This is a genomic window from Chitinophaga sp. CC14, assembly GCF_048957795.1.
Classification (GTDB): Bacteria; Bacteroidota; Bacteroidia; order Chitinophagales; family Chitinophagaceae; genus Chitinophaga; species Chitinophaga ginsengisegetis.
Window position 1 is genome coordinate 1,543,059 of sequence record NZ_JARBFY010000003.1, and the last position, 18,558, is coordinate 1,561,616.

Below are 18,558 nucleotides of genomic sequence, written 5' to 3' on the forward strand. Positions count from 1 at the left end.
CGGCTGCTGATCAAAAAGGATTTAAACATCACAAAATTAAAACATGACAGAAGCTACACACAATATCAACTGGGTAACATTTTTACTCGCATGGGTAGCGGGCTTTTGTGATACAGCCACCTTTGTATCGGGGGATAGTATTTTTTCCGCACACGTAACCGGCAATTTTATTGTGTTTGCTGCGCAGATTGCTGCAGGGGGTGATAACATGGATTCGTGGATCAAATTAGTAACGTTCCCCGTGTTTGTACTCGCTGTAATGGCCGGTGGCTGGGTGGTTGAGAAAACGCAGAGAAAGTACAAAATACTCCTCGCAGAGGGCATTATACTGGTGATTTGCGGAATTGGCGCTATCTTGCTGCCCATGTTAACGGGAGGGGAAGAAAAAGTAATGACCTATTCAATTGTAATGACTACCGTGGCCGCGATGGGGTTGCAAAACGCTTTTGGAAAATTATTTGCGAAAGAAACACACGGACCAACCACTATGATGACCGGGAATGTTACCCAGGCATCACTGGATCTGGGAAGCCTGATCAGGAAAGGCCGGAGTGGCGATGCATTGGCATGGAAGGATTTCCAGGGCCAGGTGTTTACCATCGGTGGATTTTTAGCCGGTTGTGTGATAGGCGCCATCATGGCTAAATGGCTGGGCCTCAGTGCCATTCTGCTGCCGGGCGTGGCAATTGTTGTTTGTTATTTGCAGGGAGAAGCGACGGCGCGTAAATTTGAGCAATGAGGAAAGGTGTTCCGGGAAAAATATGGATATGGATAGCCATCGGACTGGCAGTGATACTACCGGTAATGGCGGGTGCACAATCAGCCGGCCCCGAAAGAATAGGCCGGTTGGTGCAGGGCAGTAAAGGAGATACATCTACCATCACAGCATGGATGAAGAGGGGAGAGTCGTTCCTGGACAGACCGGAATCACTGGATTCCGATATGAAAATGGCTTTTCATATCGCCGGTCAAATGGAAACATTAAGTAATGAACTAAAATACCCGGTGGGACTTGGGCTCAGTAAACTACTACTGGCAAAAGCCTACCGGGAATCCGGACGTGCGGCGGAGGGGAGAAAGGTAAGTGAAGAAGCGGTCCGTCTTTTAAGCGCTTACGGAACGCCCGCGTTGAAGGCACAGGCGATACTGGAATTAGGAGGTACCTATTCCAATTCAACAGAAGATCTTCCAACAAAAATCAGCTTATACAGGCAGGGCATAGGTATTTATCAAAGCCTGGGCGACAGTCTTTCTGCAGCAAAACTCAATGAATTTGTAGGAGAGCTGTTACAGCTGAACGGACAGTTTACACAGTCGCTGGAGGTGTTAACCGGAGCTTTGGCCGTTTACCGGCAAACGGGTTTTCCGCGCTTACAGGGAATTTATTCGCTTATAGGGGAAACTCATCATGAGCTAAACAATTTCGCCCAATCACTCCAGTATAATTTGCTGGCGGTAGAAGCCGGGGAGAAGCTGAAGGATACAGGGCCACTGATGTCTACCGTATATAACCGTGTTGGTCTGAATTATTACAGCATCAAATATTATGATCAGGCAATTGATTATTTCAATAAAGCCCTGGTGCTGGCCCGGAGCAACCGGGATACGCCGACTATCAAAAACATGCTTATCAATATTGCAGATGCCTGCCGCAATAAGGGCATGTACAGAAGAAGCCTTGACACATTGTTTGTCAGTGCGCAATACGGGCTGCTTGCCAATGAAAAGGAACGGATGCTGGAACCAATGATCTACATGAAGGACTATGTGGCACTCATGGAGTTCGACAAAGCGGACCATCACTTCAGAAAACTGGTAAGCGCCTATCAGCACTACCAGGTACCCGACCGGAACAGCCAGCTTTTGCGCCTGGCAATTGTTTATTATCTGCAGGCTGTTGGCCGCTTTACCGAAACTATTCCCTATCTCAGGACTTATACCCACTATAACAACAGTGTACCATTGGCGCTGGTACGGCAGGTAGAAGGCGAGTACCTGTTGTACAGAACGGATTCTGCGATGGGCAATCTTTCTTCAGCTATCAGCCATTTCAGGCAATATAAGGTGCTTTCCGATTCCCTGACCAGTGTTGCCCAGGCCAAGCAACTGGCAATGCTGCAATTGCAGTTTGAAACCAGGCAGAAAGATAAAAATATAGAATTTCTTACGCAGAAAAGTGAGCTGCAGGAAGTATTGCTGCAGAACGAAAAAGTATCCCGGAATGCTTTCGCCGCGGGCGTTGCCATGCTGGTGCTTTTCTCCGCGTTAATGTATAACCGCTACAGGCTGAAGAAACGATCCAACCTGGAACTGGAAGGCAAACAAAAGGAAATAAACGATCAGAATGAAGTATTGAAAAAAGTGGTGGAAGAAAAGGAATGGCTGTTGAAAGAAGTACATCACCGCGTTAAAAATAATCTGCAGATTGTGATCAGCCTGCTCAATACACAATCTGAATACCTTGATAACGTAGACGCAATAACCGCCATCCGCAACAGTCAGCACCGCATGTACGCCATGTCGCTGATTCATCAGCGGCTTTACCAGGTTGATAATCTGGGGAAGATTGATATGAAATGGTACATCGGGGAATTGATCGGATACATGAAAGAATCGTTTGAGAAAACAGACAGGATTTCCTTCACCACAGAAACAGACCCATTGTTACTCGATGCCGTTCAGGCAGTGCCCATTGGGCTGATCATCAATGAGGCCGTGAGCAATTCAATCAAATATGCGTTTCCGGCAGATCACCGGGGCAACATTCGTGTTTCACTGAAAAGTACAGGCGAAGCGGGTTGCCTGCTGATGATTTCAGATGATGGCATCGGCTTTTCGCAGGAACAGGACCCGCAACATACACAGTCGTTGGGAATGAGCCTGATGCACGGACTTTCCGGCCAGCTCGATGGTAGCTTCAACATATCCTCTGCCGCCGGCAGGGGAGTAAATATCAGGTTATTCTTTCAATGCAGGACCTTTAGTACCATAACAGTTAAAACGTCCGCAGGATGAGTTTAAAGGAAAAAATATTGATCGTGGAAGACGAGTTTATCGTTGCCAACGATCTGCGTATTATGCTGGCCAAAGCCGGTTATACCATGTGTGGCATTGCATCTTCGGTTGAACAGGCCCGGGAGCTGATTGCGCTTAAAGATCCCGATTGGGTGCTGCTCGATATTACGTTGAAAACACCTGTGTCAGGGATTGAACTGGCCAAAGAATTGTTTCTGCAGAAAAAACCATTTTTATTTATCTCTGCAAATACAAACCAGGCTACGCTGGAAGCCGCGAAAACAACACAGCCATATGGATTCCTGGTGAAGCCATTCCGCGAGCGTGACCTGCTGGTGATGCTGGACATTGCCCGGTACCGTTACAGCGCAGAACATAGTGCTGTTCAAAACAACCAGGCTGTTGTAAGCGATAATGAAAATAATTTCCCGGATATTATTGGCAAGGGCCCAGCATTGAAAAAAGCCCTTGAAAAGATCCGGGCTGTGGCACGCAGTAACAGCTCCGTATTGCTGCTGGGAGAAAGCGGAACAGGGAAGGAAAGGTTTGCGCAGGCTGTTCACAGGGCTTCCAACCGGAAAAATAAACCCCTGGTAACGGTGAATTGTGCGGCGTTGCCATTGTCTCTTTTGGAGTCGGAGCTATTTGGCCATGAGCGGGGAGCCTTTACCGGCGCTAATCAGAAACGGATTGGTAAGTTTGAACAGGCAAACGGAGGTACTATCTTCCTGGATGAAATCGGCGAATTACCTTTGGATGCACAGGTGAAACTGCTGCGCGTATTACAGGAAAGGGAAGTGCCGCGCCTCGGCGGCGATATGCCCGTACCGGTTGATGTGCGGGTAATTGCGGCAACAAACCGTAATCTTGAAAAGGAAGTGGCCGAAGGAAGATTCCGGCTGGACCTCTATTACCGGCTGAATGTTTTCCCTATAGAGCTGCCGCCTTTACGTGAAAGGACGGAAGACATTCCTCCGCTGGCTGCCTATTTTCTCAAAAAGTTTGCGCTAACGTTAGGTAAACCGGTACCTGAAATCAGTAAGGAAGCCATGCAATCGCTGATGGAATACCGCTGGCCGGGCAACATCAGGGAACTTGAACATATCATTGAACGGCAGGTTATTTTGACCATGAGCAACGAGATCACCGATTTTGATCTGCCGGTACATCTCGAAAAAAATACCGGCTCCACCTCTTTTGAAACAATGGAACAGATGGAGCGAAACCATATCATGAATGCGTTAAAGCTGTGCAAGGGCCGGGTTTCTGGCGCTAATGGTGCTGCTGAAATACTTGGCTTACCTGCTCAGACAGTATATTCCAAAATGAAGAAACATGGAATTGAATCCGGTTACAAATAGCATTACTTTTTGAATCCTGCAACATGGAAAAAGAAACAACGAGGATAGAAGCTTTCAGTGATGGGGTTTTCGCCATTGCCATCACTTTACTGGTATTGGAACTGCATGTACCATTGATGGAAGAAACGGGGGGAGGAAATTCGCTTCTGAAAAAGCTGGTGGCGCAATGGCCTTCTTTCCTGGCTTTCTGCCTGTCTTTTTTCAGTATTTTTATTATGTGGGTCAATCATCACAAAATCTTCAAACAGATCTACCGGCGTAATACCCCGCTGATGTTTGCCAACGGGCTTATCTTATTCCTTGCCACCTGCGTTTCCTATCCTACAGCATTACTTTCCAGTTATTATCATACGGCATCGGCTCATGTTGCAGTGGCCATCTACACCGCTTTATTCGTATGCATTAACCTGGCGTTTAACCTGCTTTGGTGGATTGCGAGCCAGGACCGGCAGCTACTAAGACCCGAAATAACCGATGAAGGTATTAAGCGCATAAAAAGAAATTACCTGTACGGCATTCCTGTGCATACGCTGGCTTTTATTCTTTCCTTTGTGGCACCCACTGCCGCTTTATTTCTATGTGTTGCCTTATGGATTTACTGGGCTTATACTTCCGGTAAACTTGATCTTAAAAGTAAATAGCCTCAGGCATCTTCATCATCTTTCCCGGTAACGAAATGTTCTTTTTTGATCCCTAATCGCTGCATTTTTGAAATCAGGGTGGTAGCCGGCATCTTTAATTTTGTAGCAGCGCCATTGGGGCCTGAAATCCTTCCCCTGCATACTTTAAGCACCTTCAGGATATACTCCCGTTCTATTTCTTCCAGTGGCCGGATCTGAAAGGCCTTGTCGTTTGAGCCGCCATCAACACCAATTTGTTCCGGCAGTTGGATCATTTTAATGATGCTTTTATTAGTCAGTAGTACCGCACGTTCTATCAGGTGTTCGAGTTCACGGATATTACCCGGCCAGGCATAGGAAATTAATTTTGCCATCGCTTTTTGAGAGATGCCCGAAATTTTTTTCCCGGAATTCCTGGCGAAGCGTTCTATAAAATAGGAGGTGAGTGCGGGAATATCTTCTTTACGTTTCCGCAAAGGAGGTAAGGTAATAGGGAATACATTTAGTCTGTAGTATAAGTCGCTCCGGAAGCGGTTTTGCGACACTTCCTTTTCCAGGTTTCTGTTTGTTGCTGCGATGATCCTTACATTCACACTAATCGTTTTTCCACCGCCGACACGCTCTATTTCTTTTTCCTGCAACGCCCTTAATAATTTCACCTGGAGTTCCGGCGGCAGTTCTCCTATTTCATCAAGAAACAAGGTGCTGTTATTGGCCAGTTCAAACTTCCCGATACGACGGTCGGCTGCGCCGGTAAAACTTCCTTTCTCATGTCCGAATAATTCACTTTCGATCAGGTTTGCGGGCAGGGCAGCGCAATTTACTTTGATCATGAGCTTTCCCCGGCGGGGAGATGCCTCATGTATGGCGCGGGCAACCAGTTCCTTGCCGGTACCGGTTTCCCCGAGTAAAAGTACGGTAGCATCTGAAGGAGCTACCTGTGAAATCAGGCGAAAGGTTTTCTGAATTTCCTGGGAATGACCGATGAAACCTGAAAAGCGGTTGCCTGATTGTTCTTCTATCAGGTAAGCCTTTTCTTCTTCCAGCTGTTGCCGGTACCGGTTTATTTCTTCGATCTGTTGTTCTATTTTTTCATTTGCCAGCACATTGCACATACCTGTTCCCAAAAGATCTGCCACACCGGAAAGCAGGTTGAATTTTTCCGGAGAAAATGCACCTGCTTTGTTTGAATAAAGAAATAGCACGCCCCTGTCCTGGTTGGCATTTGTGATTTTAACCAGCATCATTTCTTTGATGCCGAGTTTGAACCAATAGTGAACATAGGGAGCGATATCTTTTTGTTTGGTGAGTTCAGCAAGTTGAAAGATCACTGGTTGCCCGGCCGATAGCGCGATGTCGAAAACCCCGTCATTCACAGGATGCTGGCGGTGAATGATGGGACTGTCCACCTTATCATTCTCCAGTCTTTTATCGCGGCTATGTAAAAAAGGATAGTGCGTGTCTGCATCTTCAGACAATAAGCATAAGGTGTAATACTGGCTGCCAAACAGATCCAGTATTTCGTTATTGATAATGTTCCAGAGGTCGGCGCGGCTGCGCACAGCAGCGATTCTGCCTGCCACGCAGAGCAAGCTTACCTGTTCATTTTCTTTTTGAATGAGTTGATTTTCAAAGATGGCATTTTTGTCCGCATGATTGCCTTCGTCTATACCTGTTGGACCAGTGTGATTGGTTTTCTGCATGACCGAAATTACTGAATTTCATAGAGCCGGACAAGGAAGCGGTATCATAATATTACGACATGTCGTATTTTCTGAAATTAAATAATTTCATAAGTTTTTGATTTTTAGTTAGTTGGAGGTGGGCACACGGTTTGACTTGCCTGAGCAAAACAAATCAGAAACTATGAATACAAAAGAACCTACACTGCAGGTACCTGCCGTAGAAAATGATCCGGCCATTTCAAAAGACACCAAAGCTTTTTTAAGTGTGTTGAATGTACCGGGAGCGCCGGGATTGGAAACCCTTTCTGTAAAAGATGCCCGCCAGGTGTTAGTCAATGCGCAGGCATCTGTGGATGTTGACTATTCCGGTATTGAAGAAAGCGAGCAAACCATCAGTGCCGGTGGTTTTTCGATCAAATTAAATATCGTAAAACCGGCGGGAAGCAAAGAGCAACTCCCTGTTTTTATCTTCATTCATGGCGGCGGCTGGGTACTGGGCGATTATCCTACGCATAAAAGAATGGTGAGAGACCTGGTTGTATTATCCGGGGCAGCAGGCGTTTTTGTGAATTACACGCCTTCGCCTGAAGCGCGCTATCCCCAGGCCGTTAATGAAATTTATGCAGCTACCAAATGGGTGGCGGAGCATGGAGCTGAAATTGGAGTGGATGGTAGCCGCCTGGCTGTTGTGGGCAACAGCGTGGGGGGCAATATGGCCGCTGTAACAGCCATCAAAGCCAAAGAAAACAAAGGACCCGAAATCCGTGTACAGGTACTGTTCTGGCCAATTGTTGATGCCGGCTTTGAGCATGATACCTATAAACGATTTGGACAGGACCGCTTCCTCACCACGCCTTTAATGAAATGGATGTACAATCAGTACACTACCGATCAGGCGGAGCGTGAACAGGTGTACGCATCTCCGCTCAACGCTACCATCGATCAGTTAAAGGGACTTCCTCCTGCTTTAATACAGGTGGCTGAAGCAGATGTGCTCCGCGATGGCGGCGAGGCATATGGCCGCAAACTTGATGAAGCCGGTGTAGTGGTAACCACCGTTCGATACAATGGAATGATCCATGATTTCGGACTATTGAATGCTTTGGCTAACACTCCCCAAACAAAATCACTTTTTGTTCAGGCCGCAGCAGAACTCAAAAAATACCTGGGGCTGAAGTAACGGGTTGCCTTTTATCCATTCAATCATCTTTATAACATCATAACATGAGTGCTTCTTCTGTAAAAAATATCGTTATTGTTCATGGCGCCTTTGCAGATGCTTCCGGCTGGGAAGCCGCTTACAACATCCTGAAATCAAAAGGATATAATGTTACCCTCGTACAAAATCCTACCTCTACCCTGAAAGACGATGTACAGGCTACCAACGTAGCCCTGGACCGGCAGGATGGACCCACCGTGCTGGTAGGTCACTCCTGGGGCGGTACGGTGATCACCGAAGCGGGAGTACATCCCAAAGTGGTGAGCCTGGTGTACGTGGCTGCTTTTGTTCCTGATGTGGATGAATCAACATTGGCGCTTGTTCAGTCGGCTCCTATCCTCGAAGTGAATGGTATTCTTCCTCCCGATGAAAAAGGGCTGGTGTACCTGGATAAGGACAAGTTTAACCAAACATTTGCTACTGGGCAAAGCAAGGAAAAATCTGACTTCATGTATGATTCGCAGATTCCTTTAACCGTAACGGCTTTCGTTGATAAAGTAACTGCCGCAGCATGGAAAAGCAAACCTTCCTATGCTATTCTTCCAACCGACGATGGAACGATCAACCCGGTTCTGGAAAGAACTATGTATGAAAGAGCAGGCAGCAAGGTGGTGGAAATGAAAGGCGGTCACACGCTGTTCATGACCCATCCGGAAGAAGTGGCTGACGTTATTATAGCGGCTTCTATTCTCCGCTAAATCCCTCGAAATCATCTCTGGTAATTCAAAAAAAAATCATGAAATTAATTTTCTCAGTAGTTATTTCCCTCGCGTTTTCGCTGGTGGTTACCGTTAGTTCCGGTCAGAATAAGCCTGCGGCCAGGGCTGAATATATTGAAGTGGAGCCCAATGTAAGATTGCATGTTACCGATCTTGGAGAGGGAACGCCGGTTGTGCTTATTCACGGATATCCTTTAAGCGACGCCTGCTGGGAATACCAGTATCACGCCCTGGTGAAGGCTGGCTACCGGGTTATTGGCATTACTTTGCGGGGATTTGGTTTGTCCGATAAGCCTTATGGCAAGTATAACTATGATCAGTTTGCAACGGATATCAAAACCGTACTCGATAAGCTAAACATTAAAGATGCTATTCTCGGCGGGCACTCAATGGGTGGAGCGATATCACTGCACTATGTGGCCAAATTCAATGCGGCACATGTGAAGAAACTGGTATTGTTTGATGCGGCAGCTCCCTGCCACACGAAGAAACCGGACTATCCTTATCCGTTGTTTACGAAAGACCAGATTTCCAGCTGGATTGAGTTACACAACAATAACCGCCCGGCCTTATTTGATGCGGTAGCGGCAAAGTTCACGCTGTCGCCAACTTCGCTGACACCGGGCCTGGGCAACTGGCTGGGTGGCATTGAAGCGCAGTCTTCTCCATACGCCACTGAGCAGGCGCTTATTGCACTCAGGGACGAGGATCTGCGGTCAGATCTGCCAAAAATAAAGATACCCACCCTCATCTTACATGCCACGCAGGACAGCATCGTGTCTTACGCATTGGCAGAGCAGATGAAGGCAGGTATAAAGAACTCCACACTGGTACCTTTTGAGAAAAGTGGCCATGCTGCGTTTGTGGAAGAAAAAGATAAGACCAATGCTGAGTTGATCAAATTTATCAAACAATAGCAGGGGTATTTTCAGGAAATGTAACGGGGACGGCCATCTGGCAGGGTCCCCGTTATATTAACCCGTTCTTTTATTGCGGGAAACCAGGCCGGGTTTACGATATATTTATTATAATTGCAGGACTGGTCTATACGCATATGGTTAATTACAGCAATTATTCCGATCCTGATCTGGTCTTATTACTTAAGGAAGGAGACAGGAATGCCTTTGCCGAAATTTATCACAGGTATAAACTTATACTGCACCACCACGCCTGGAACAAAACCCGGAACGATGTGGAGGCGCAGGACGTGATCCAGGAGATTTTCTCTAATCTCTGGGTAAAAAGAGAAGCCATACAAATTGAGAGCAACTTATCCGGTTACCTGTACAGCAGCGTAAGGAATCATATCCTTAACCTGTTTGCGAGAAAGCAACTCCAGCAAAAATATATTGACTCTATCAGGGATTATTCCCAAAACGGGACCGCTATTACTGATCATAAAGTACGCGAGTCTATGCTGGTGGAGGTGATCGAGAAAGAAATTGCAGCACTTCCGCCAAGAGTAAGGGAAGTGTTTGAGTTAAGCCGGAAACAGCACCTGAGCCATAAGCAGATCGCTGAAATCATGGGCACTACCGAGCAAACCGTGAAGAAACAAATGTCTAATGCGCTAAAACATCTCCGTAAAAAAATAGGTTTCCTCCCTTACCTTTACCTGCTCTGGATGCTGAAGCACTAGTGGCTGACGGCCTCCCTGAAAATATTTTTTACCTGCCTATACCACTTATAGTCTGCTAACCTGTCTTATGATATATAAAGCACTTTTTAAAAGCTAATCGTAAGAAATTGGACAACAGCATTGTAAAAGTATCACACCTGTCTCACAGATACAGCCGGGACTGGGCCATCCGGGATATTAATCTTGAAATCAGCCAGCTGGGCGTACTTGGCCTGCTTGGCTCCAATGGCGCCGGCAAATCCACTACTATGAACATCCTGTGCGGGGTATTGAGTCAAACTGAAGGTACGGTTCAGATAGACGGCATCGATATCAGGAAACATCCGGAAGAAGCTAAAATGAGAATAGGCTTCCTTCCTCAGAACGCCCCGCTGCACCTTGATTTAACCGTTGGTGAATACTTAACGTATTGCGCTTACCTCCGCAACATAGATCGAAGGCAGGTAAAGACCGCCGTAGCCTCGGCTATGGACAAATGCGGTGTTGCCCATTTCCGCACCCGGCTTATTAAGAACCTCAGTGGCGGCTACCGGCAGCGGGTAGGGATCGCACAAAGCATTATACACCGGCCCAAACTAGTAGTGCTGGATGAGCCCACAAACGGGCTGGATCCTAACCAGATCCTTGAAGTACGCAAGCTGATCAAAGAGATTGCCGCTGAAAGGGCTGTTATTTTTTCGTCTCATATTTTATCTGAAGTGCAGGCCACGTGTGATGATGTACGCATGATTGAAGGAGGAAGAATGGTATTTGCAGATACGATGAAGGCTTTTAATAATTACATTTTACCTAACTCCCTGCGCGTTTATATGCACAATCCGCCGCCAATGGAAAGGATGGCTGCCATACCCGGGATAACCGCCGTGGAGCCCTTAAATGACGGCGGTTTCCGGATGCATTTCGATACAACTTCCCTGGTGTCTTCTACCATCATTCAACTGGCCGTTGATGATAACTGGCAGCTTACCGAAATTATGCTGGAGAAAAGCAGCCTGGACGAAATTTTTGCACAGTTATCAAATAAAACTTCCTGAACCTGTTATGATTAAAATATTTAAAATCGCTAAGCTGGAACTTAGCATACTTTTTTATTCCCCGGTTGCCTGGCTGGTGCTGGTGATTTTTATGGTACAATCCGGGATGGGCTTTTTTGGAATGCTGGGCAGCTTCCAGGAATTGTTTATGATGGGAGAGAAAGCGGATAATTTAACGCAGCTCCTCTTTCCCGCTACCAACGGGCTGTTCGACAAAGTGCTGCAAAATCTTTATTTATATATCCCGTTGCTTACGATGGGACTGATAAGCCGTGAAATCAGCAGCGGGTCCATCAAGTTATTACTCTCGTCCCCGGTAAAGATCAGCGAAATCATTTTGGGTAAATACCTGGCCATGATCTATTACGCGCTGATGCTGATGGCTATCCTGGGCATTTACTGCCTGATTGGTGTGTGGGTGATTAAAGATGCTGATACCGGTTTGATAGGCGCAGGGTTATTGTCTTTATTCCTGTTAACGGCCACCTATGCGGCTATCGGTCTGTTCATGTCGAGCCTTACGGGTTACCAGGTGGTTGCCGCCATCAGTACCCTTGCTGTGTTTGCGGCCCTGAAGTATATTGGAACGGTTGGTCAGAGTATTGATTTTGTAAGAGATCTTACCTATTTCCTGTCGTTATCAGGACGAACAGAAAGTATGTTGAACGGATTGATCACCTCTCGTGATGTCATTTATTACCTGCTGATTATTTTACTTTTCCTGGGCCTCACCATTTTGCGGTTTAAAGCCAGCCGCGAGTCCAAACCCTTTGCCATACAGGCTGGCAGGTATGTGGCGCTCATAGCATTTGTGTTGCTGGCAGGATATTTAAGTGCAAGACCCGCCGCTATCCTGTACCGGGATGTTACCGCGCAAAAATCCCAGACGCTCACTCCGGCCAGTCAGGCTGTTGCCAAACAAATTGAAGGCCCCCTGGTGATCACTACTTATGTAAATCTCCTGGACCAGCATGTATACGCGGGGCTACCGGTATCACGAAATACGGACCTGTCGCGCTTTGAGGATTTCCGCAGGTTTATACCCGGTATCAAAATGAACTATGTGTATTATTATGATGCTACTGATCTTGCCAATAATCCCAATATGATTTACCAGGGAAATATTACCGGTTTGAATACCAGGCAGGTGGCCGAAAAAGTAGCGGATAATCTTGAAGTGGATCTTGACAAATTTTTAACTCCTGATCAGATTCATCAGATCATCGACCTGGCGCCGGAGGAAAATACTTTTGTCCGCCAGCTCAGCTACCAGGGCCATACGAGCTTTCTCCGGCTGTATAATGAACAGAACCAGTTCCCGGAGGAAGCGGAGATTACCGCCGCTATAAAAAAGCTGGTTGTGCCACATCAGAAAATAGTTTTTATAGAGGGAGATGATGAACGTAGTATCCGTGTAAAAGGAGACAGGAGTTATGATTTGTTCAGCAGCGCCCGGAAAACGAGGAAGTCGCTGATCAACCAGGGCTTTGATGTGGTAGGCGTGGACCTGGATGCGGCAGATGTGCCTCCCGGCACAACCCTGCTGATACTGGCAGATCCGGCCAAACCATTCAGCAGCCAGGCTGCGGCCAGGATACGCGGTTATGTAGATGCAGGAGGCGATATGCTGATTACAGCAGAACCTTCGCATCGTGAGGTGATCAATCCTTTTTTGAGCCGGTTTGGTGTTCAGCTATCACCTGGGATGATGGTGAACCCCGATAAAAATGCGCCTGCAGATCTTATCCAGGGCCGCATTGCTGCGGAAAATAACGAATACCTGGATCAGCTGATGTACATGAATGCCACGGTGGCAATGCCTTCTGCGGCTATGCTGGAGCTAACGGGGAGCGACTTCACCGCCGACACAGTGCTGCAAAGCAGCGCCCTGGGCTGGAATAAGAAGAATGGATTTGATCCTTCCTCGTCTTCGGTGTCCTATCAGCCTGAACAGGGCGATCAGAAAGGGAGCAAACCGTTAATCGTTCTGCTCAAACGTAAAGTGGCCGGCAAAGAGCAAAAGATCTTCATCAGCGGGGATGCTGATTTTATGAGTGATCATGCTATTCCGCAAGCTTACAATTTCTCATTTATTAGTGGCATCTTTAGATGGTTCAGCAATGGCCTGTTTCCTGTAAGGGTAAGTCGCCCGGCGCCGCAGGATGATGCCATTTTAACCAGCAGAAAGGAATTGTCGGCTTACCGGTCAGCTGTGCTATGGGGAGTGCCGGCATTGATGATAGCGGGTGCTGCGGGGCTTTTGATCAGCAGAAAAAGAAAATAAAAAAAGATATACCTCCTGTGGGGATGTTGATTGTCTTACATAATATACGCAAGTTATGAGCGAACTAACCGAACAACAAATCCGGACCATGCTGGAGCATTACAGGCTTGGAAAAGCCACCCCGGAGGAATTGGCGTTGTTGGAATCATGGTACTTAACCTATCAGGAGGAAGGCGCCGCGGCGCCTGATATGATAGCGCGGCTTGCCTCCGTTGACCAGGTATGGGAACGGCTGGAAAATGAATACCGGCCTGTGAAACGCCTGTCAGGCCGGCGGCGCAACCTGGTGGCTGCGGCAGCTGTTGCTGCATTAGTGATTGGTATCGGCGCTTATTTTCTTTACCGGCCTGCGCAATCGCCGGCAATTTCTGTTGGCCAGCTGGCGGAGAGTAAAAAAGACATCCCTCCGGGCACCAACAAAGCAACGTTATCTATCGCCGGCAGTGGCATGATGGTGCTGGATTCTTCCAGAACGGGTATTGCGGTGAACGGCGACGATTTGAGGTATGATGATAATACAAAGATAGATGCCGCTTTAAGTGAAAGTATCCGGATGCTGACCCTGCAAACACCCAAAGGAGGCACCTACCGGCTGATATTGCCCGATAGCTCCATCGTTTGGCTCAATGCTGCTTCGCGTTTGGTGTTTCCTTCCAGCTTCAGGGGGCAACAGCAACGGGAGGTGGAGCTGCAGGGAGAAGGATACTTTGAGGTGGCAAAAAATAAAGCACAACCCTTTATCGTAAAAAGCCGCGGACAAAAAGTAGAAGTGCTGGGAACACATTTCAATATCAACAGCTATGCCGATGAAGCGCTTACCAAAACAACCCTGCTGGAAGGCAGCATACGTATCGGTAACATAGTGCTGAAGCCCGGAGAGCAGGCGCAACGAAGCGATGCAGGGATTAAAACCATCCAGGTAGATACAGGCGAGGCCATCGGCTGGAAAAACAATTATATCGTTTTCCAGGATGAGAAGATCCAGTCGATCATGCGCAAAATAAGCCGCTGGTATGATATGGAAGTGGTGTATGAAGGGGAGCTGCCAACAGATGATTTTGGCGGAAGGGTAAGCAGCCGTGCCTATGTTTCACAGGTATTAAGAAAACTGGAACTGACCAATAAGGTACATTTTAAAATTGTGGGAAGAAAAATTATCGTCACCAAATAATAAACCGCTGCGGGGTTAAAAAAATAGCCAGATGTGGTTGCACACAACTGGCTGGCGCCTGGCAGTATTGTCAATAAAATTCCTGATTGTATCAACTATCAACCAAACACGACAAATGTATAAAAATTATGCGATGAAATCCGGTATGCATCATCTGCATGCCCGTAAACTCCGGCGGCCTATGCGATTGACGTCATGCTTACTGTTTATTATGCTCTTTAGTGCATCGGCCAGCTTTGCGCAACAGATATCACTCAGGGAAAAAGAAGTAGCTCTCCGGGTGATCATTGCAAAAATTCAGCAGCAGAGCAATTATGATTTTGTGTATACTACCCAGCTATTGAAAAATACGGGTAAAGTAAGTATCAACATACAGGCTGCTGATATCAGAACGGTATTGGATCTTGTATTAAAAGACCAGCCGCTGTCCTACACTATTGATGACAACACCATCATACTGAGAGAAAAGCCGGCAGCCTCGCCGGCACAGGGCATCAATTTTGTGGATGTAACCGGCTTCGTTTCCAACAGCCAGGGTGTGGGCCTTCCCGGGGCAACCATCCGGCTTACAGGTACGCAGGTATCCGTGGCAACGGACCAGGGTGGGCTTTACAAAATACTAAGGGTACCCGATGATGGCCACCTGATATTTTCTTACATCGGTTACCAGTCCGATACCATTGCTGTAAAAGGCAGAACAGCCATCAATGTGCTGTTAAAACAATCTTCCATTGAAATGAAGGGCGTGGCCATCGTTTCAACAGGTTTGCAGGAACTGCCCAGGGAGCGGGCCACAGGATCTTTTGAAGTTATTTCCAAAGAACAGCTGCAACACAGTAATGATCCAAACCTGATCCGGCGCCTGGAAGGGATTACCACGTCACTTGATTTCCGTAACGACCTTCGTCCCATCAATTCGGCCTCACCCAATGCGAGGCAATCTCCGCTGGCTAACCTCACCATTCGTGGTAAAAATACCCTGAATGATGCAGTAAGCGCAGACCTGAACGGCAACTACAGCGGCCAGGTACTGGTGGTGATCGATGGTATTGCCAGCCCGTATTCTATCGACCGGGTAAACCCTAATGATGTGGAGAGCGTAACCATCCTGAAAGATGCCGCCGCTGCCTCTATCTGGGGCTCCCGTGCAGCCAACGGCGTTATTGTTATTAAAACGAAGCGCGGGTCGTACAACCGTGCACCGCGGGTTAGCTTCAACAGCAACATTAACATCACGGAGAAGGTAGACCTGTTCTATAATAAAACGATGAGCGTTTCTGATTATATAGATGCGCAGGCGGCTTATTTTGAACAGCAGAACAGGCCATTGCCTGACCTGAGTATCTCCCACCTATATGGCCAGGAAATAAAATCGCCCGTAGCAGAGATTGTGGATGCCTGGAAGTTTAAACACACACTCACCGATGCGCAGGCAAATGCACAACTGGATGCTTTAAGAAAGAATGATATCAGGAAGGACTATGATAAATATTTTCTGCGCAATGCCGTTACCCAAAGTTATTCCCTGGCAGTAGACGGCGGCGCCGAACGCTTTAACTACCGCCTGTCCGGCGGATGGGACAAGACGATCAACAATACAAAAAATTCTGATTACGACCGGATCGCACTCGGTTATTCCATGTCCGTTAAACCTCTTAAAAAACTCGAACTGCAGGGCAATATTTCTTATAATGTTCAGAACTACCATGAACAGGCCCCACAGAACAGGATAACAGGCGCCACTGACGCTACCTTTTATCCCTACTCACGCTTAGCCGATGACCAGGGGAATTACCTGGAACTGGCCAAAATTTACCGCCAGGGTTTTGCCGCCGCAGTGGAAAAGGAGTATGGCGATAAATTTTTAAGCTATCGCTATGTGCCGCTTAACGATATCAATGAAGGATACAACAGGCTGAAATCGCAGAACCTGAACCTGGGCATCAACGCCAATTACAGGGTAGCAAACGGCCTTACCGCACAGCTCACCTATAATTATAACACCGGCAGAAATAATGATAATACCCTCTATCGCCAAAACTCATTTTATATGAGGAATATGATCAATTATTTCACCACTTCGCCGGCCTCTGTAGACCCGAGGACGCTGGAACCGGTGGAGCCCTATAACCGCCAGCTGCCTTTAGGCGGCCAATACACCATCCTGCAAACAACTTCCAGCAATCATACTTTCCGGGGACAGTTAAACTTTGACCATACCTGGAAAGAAAAACACCAGTTGTCGGCCATTGCAGGTTTCGATATGGCCCAGTCCTACAGCCTTGCCGGCACCAACGGTTACTACGGCTATGATGAAGGCACTTTATACACCAATAATAAACTGGATTTTAAAACCATGATACCGATCGCTTTTGCAGAAGACTTCAGCGGGTATAATGGTGAATATATTCCCAATCTTTCCACCGGGTTTATTGACAATAAAGTGCGTACCCTCAGTTATTACGCCAATGCAGCCTATACGTTTGATGCCAGGTATACCTTTTCAGCAAGTGTACGTAAAGATCTCTCCAGTGAGTTTGGCCGCGGTACCAATCAGAAAGGGACACCATTTTATTCTGTAGGCGGCGCCTGGAATATTCATAATGAAAGTTTTTACCACTGGGAGCTGGTGCCTTCGCTGACCCTGAGAACCACATATGGTTATAATGGAAACGTAAACCCATTGATTATTGCAAGGCCATTGATTACCTATTCTACACTTAATGGCACCAATAATCTTCCGTATGCATATACCTCCTTCGGCACCGGCATCACCAACAGCCAGTTGCGTCCGGAGCGGACAGGCGTGCTCAATATCGGTGTAGACTTTCAGTTCAAAGGCAACAGGCTTTCCGGTAATATCCAGTACTACAACAAAAAAACAACCGACCTGATTGCCGGTGGCGCGCTGGACCCGAGCACCGGATATACCAATATCAATTACAACACCGGCAACCTGCAGGGGCATGGCGTGGAGCTTACGCTCAACTCGCTGAACGTGAGCGCAGGCTCATTCAAATGGAACAGCAACCTGTTGTTTGCCTACAACCGGGTGAAAGTGACGAAGCTGTTTGCAACGGCTACCAGTCAGGCTGGCGCCGCGGTAAGCAACAGTACTGGTTCCTATAACGAAGGCTATGATTTATCGCGGTTGTTTGGTTATCAGTGGGCAGGGCTGGACCCCAAAACCGGTGACCCGCGTGGATACCTGGATGGTAACATAGTAACTATATCCAATTCTATTGAAGGCGACAACAATTATAAAGCTATTCAAAATGCGCCGCTGGGCACCCTGAAGTATTTTGGCAGTGCTGTTCCGGTGTACTATGGTTCTTTCAGAAATACTTTTAGTTACGCTTCTTTCGCTTTATCAGCCAACCTGCTTTACAAGCTGGGTTATTACGTACGCCGGCCTTTAGCGCAGGTGATTAACTATGGCAACCTGTATTCCGGTAATAGTTTGCAGGGAGAAGAATATAACCACAGGTGGCAGCGCCCGGGCGATGAAACGGGTACCAACGTACCGTCGGCCGTTATGTCGACCGGTAACCCCAACCGGGACAATTTTTACTATTACTCCGCCATCAATGTGGTGAAAGGGGATCATATAAGATTACAGGAGATTAACCTGTCTTACACCCTGAAAGTAAAGCCCGGCAGCCGTATCAAAGATCCGAGGGTGTATACCAATATCAGCAACCTGGGTATCATCTGGCGCGCCAATGATAAAGGGATAGACCCGGAAGTATTCGATTATCCTTTACCGCGTACCTACAGCCTGGGATTTTCAACTAACTTTTAATTGTACGAG

General features: G+C 47.3%; 13 protein-coding genes. 12 read left to right on the plus strand and 1 reads right to left on the minus strand.

What is annotated here, in order from left to right; all coding sequences use genetic code 11:
* Positions 1-43 precede the first annotated feature (43 nt).
* From PV783_RS16335 to PV783_RS16350, 4 genes are read left to right on the plus strand one after another with little or no spacing between them, the layout of a single operon-like run.
* Positions 44-739 (plus strand): YoaK family protein, encoded by a 696-nt coding sequence (locus PV783_RS16335; RefSeq protein WP_420988774.1) that lies wholly within the window; start codon positions 44-46, stop codon positions 737-739.
* Positions 736-3,015 carry a histidine kinase dimerization/phosphoacceptor domain -containing protein gene (locus tag PV783_RS16340; RefSeq protein ID WP_420988775.1) on the plus strand — a complete coding sequence of 760 codons (2,280 nt, stop codon included), beginning with the start codon at positions 736-738 and terminating at the stop codon, positions 3,013-3,015. Before PV783_RS16335 ends, PV783_RS16340 begins: the two co-directional genes overlap by 4 nt.
* Entirely contained in the window at positions 3,012-4,376 is a 1,365-nt protein-coding gene (locus PV783_RS16345) for a sigma-54-dependent transcriptional regulator (RefSeq protein WP_420988776.1), read from the plus strand. Before PV783_RS16340 ends, PV783_RS16345 begins: the two co-directional genes overlap by 4 nt.
* A gap of 23 nt (positions 4,377-4,399) precedes the next feature.
* Positions 4,400-5,017, plus strand: coding sequence for a TMEM175 family protein (locus PV783_RS16350; protein WP_111578606.1), 618 nt, complete (start codon positions 4,400-4,402; stop codon positions 5,015-5,017).
* A gap of 2 nt (positions 5,018-5,019) precedes the next feature.
* Here PV783_RS16350 and PV783_RS16355 read toward each other — a convergent pair whose 3' ends face one another.
* Complete coding sequence (locus tag PV783_RS16355) at positions 5,020-6,699, minus strand: sigma-54-dependent Fis family transcriptional regulator (RefSeq protein ID WP_420988777.1); 1,680 nt, start codon at positions 6,697-6,699, stop codon at positions 5,020-5,022.
* 163 nt (positions 6,700-6,862) lie between these two features.
* Here PV783_RS16355 and PV783_RS16360 point away from each other — a divergent pair, with 163 nt between their 5' ends.
* From PV783_RS16360 to PV783_RS16395, 8 genes are all read left to right on the plus strand, one after another.
* Positions 6,863-7,861, plus strand: coding sequence for an alpha/beta hydrolase (locus PV783_RS16360; RefSeq protein WP_420988778.1), 999 nt, complete (start codon positions 6,863-6,865; stop codon positions 7,859-7,861).
* A 44-nt stretch (positions 7,862-7,905) separates the two neighbouring features.
* Positions 7,906-8,598, plus strand: coding sequence for an alpha/beta hydrolase (locus tag PV783_RS16365; RefSeq protein ID WP_420988779.1), 693 nt, complete (start codon positions 7,906-7,908; stop codon positions 8,596-8,598).
* 38 nt (positions 8,599-8,636) lie between these two features.
* A complete protein-coding gene (locus tag PV783_RS16370; protein ID WP_420988780.1) occupies positions 8,637-9,536 on the plus strand; it encodes an alpha/beta fold hydrolase in 900 nt (299 codons plus the stop codon).
* A gap of 137 nt (positions 9,537-9,673) precedes the next feature.
* Positions 9,674-10,258, plus strand: a complete 585-nt coding sequence (locus PV783_RS16375) for an RNA polymerase sigma factor (RefSeq protein ID WP_111578602.1) — start codon at positions 9,674-9,676, stop codon at positions 10,256-10,258.
* A gap of 107 nt (positions 10,259-10,365) precedes the next feature.
* The gene (locus PV783_RS16380; protein ID WP_420988781.1) at positions 10,366-11,292 is read left to right on the plus strand and encodes an ABC transporter ATP-binding protein; all 927 of its coding nucleotides are present in this window, start codon (positions 10,366-10,368) and stop codon (positions 11,290-11,292) included.
* A gap of 7 nt (positions 11,293-11,299) precedes the next feature.
* Positions 11,300-13,576, plus strand: coding sequence for a Gldg family protein (locus PV783_RS16385; protein WP_420988782.1), 2,277 nt, complete (start codon positions 11,300-11,302; stop codon positions 13,574-13,576).
* A gap of 55 nt (positions 13,577-13,631) precedes the next feature.
* A complete protein-coding gene (locus PV783_RS16390; RefSeq protein ID WP_420988783.1) occupies positions 13,632-14,747 on the plus strand; it encodes a FecR family protein in 1,116 nt (371 codons plus the stop codon).
* A 181-nt stretch (positions 14,748-14,928) separates the two neighbouring features.
* On the plus strand, positions 14,929-18,549 hold the full coding sequence (locus PV783_RS16395; RefSeq protein ID WP_420988784.1) for a SusC/RagA family TonB-linked outer membrane protein: 3,621 nt from the start codon (positions 14,929-14,931) through the stop codon (positions 18,547-18,549).
* The last annotated feature ends 9 nt before the right edge of the window (positions 18,550-18,558 follow it).

Excerpts from the sequence above, each read along its gene's own strand:
- PV783_RS16375 (WP_111578602.1), top strand. The coding sequence starts at position 9,674 with ATGGTTAATTACAGCAATTATTCCGATCCTGATCTGGTCTTATTACTT.
- PV783_RS16355 (WP_420988777.1), bottom strand. The coding sequence starts at position 6,699 with ATGCAGAAAACCAATCACACTGGTCCAACAGGTATAGACGAAGGCAAT.
- PV783_RS16385 (WP_420988782.1), top strand. The coding sequence starts at position 11,300 with ATGATTAAAATATTTAAAATCGCTAAGCTGGAACTTAGCATACTTTTT.
- PV783_RS16335 (WP_420988774.1), top strand. The coding sequence starts at position 44 with ATGACAGAAGCTACACACAATATCAACTGGGTAACATTTTTACTCGCA.
- PV783_RS16390 (WP_420988783.1), top strand. The coding sequence starts at position 13,632 with ATGAGCGAACTAACCGAACAACAAATCCGGACCATGCTGGAGCATTAC.
- PV783_RS16395 (WP_420988784.1), top strand. The coding sequence starts at position 14,929 with ATGCGATTGACGTCATGCTTACTGTTTATTATGCTCTTTAGTGCATCG.
- PV783_RS16350 (WP_111578606.1), top strand. The coding sequence starts at position 4,400 with ATGGAAAAAGAAACAACGAGGATAGAAGCTTTCAGTGATGGGGTTTTC.
- PV783_RS16370 (WP_420988780.1), top strand. The coding sequence starts at position 8,637 with ATGAAATTAATTTTCTCAGTAGTTATTTCCCTCGCGTTTTCGCTGGTG.
- PV783_RS16365 (WP_420988779.1), top strand. The coding sequence starts at position 7,906 with ATGAGTGCTTCTTCTGTAAAAAATATCGTTATTGTTCATGGCGCCTTT.
- PV783_RS16360 (WP_420988778.1), top strand. The coding sequence starts at position 6,863 with ATGAATACAAAAGAACCTACACTGCAGGTACCTGCCGTAGAAAATGAT.
- PV783_RS16340 (WP_420988775.1), top strand. The coding sequence starts at position 736 with ATGAGGAAAGGTGTTCCGGGAAAAATATGGATATGGATAGCCATCGGA.
- PV783_RS16345 (WP_420988776.1), top strand. The coding sequence starts at position 3,012 with ATGAGTTTAAAGGAAAAAATATTGATCGTGGAAGACGAGTTTATCGTT.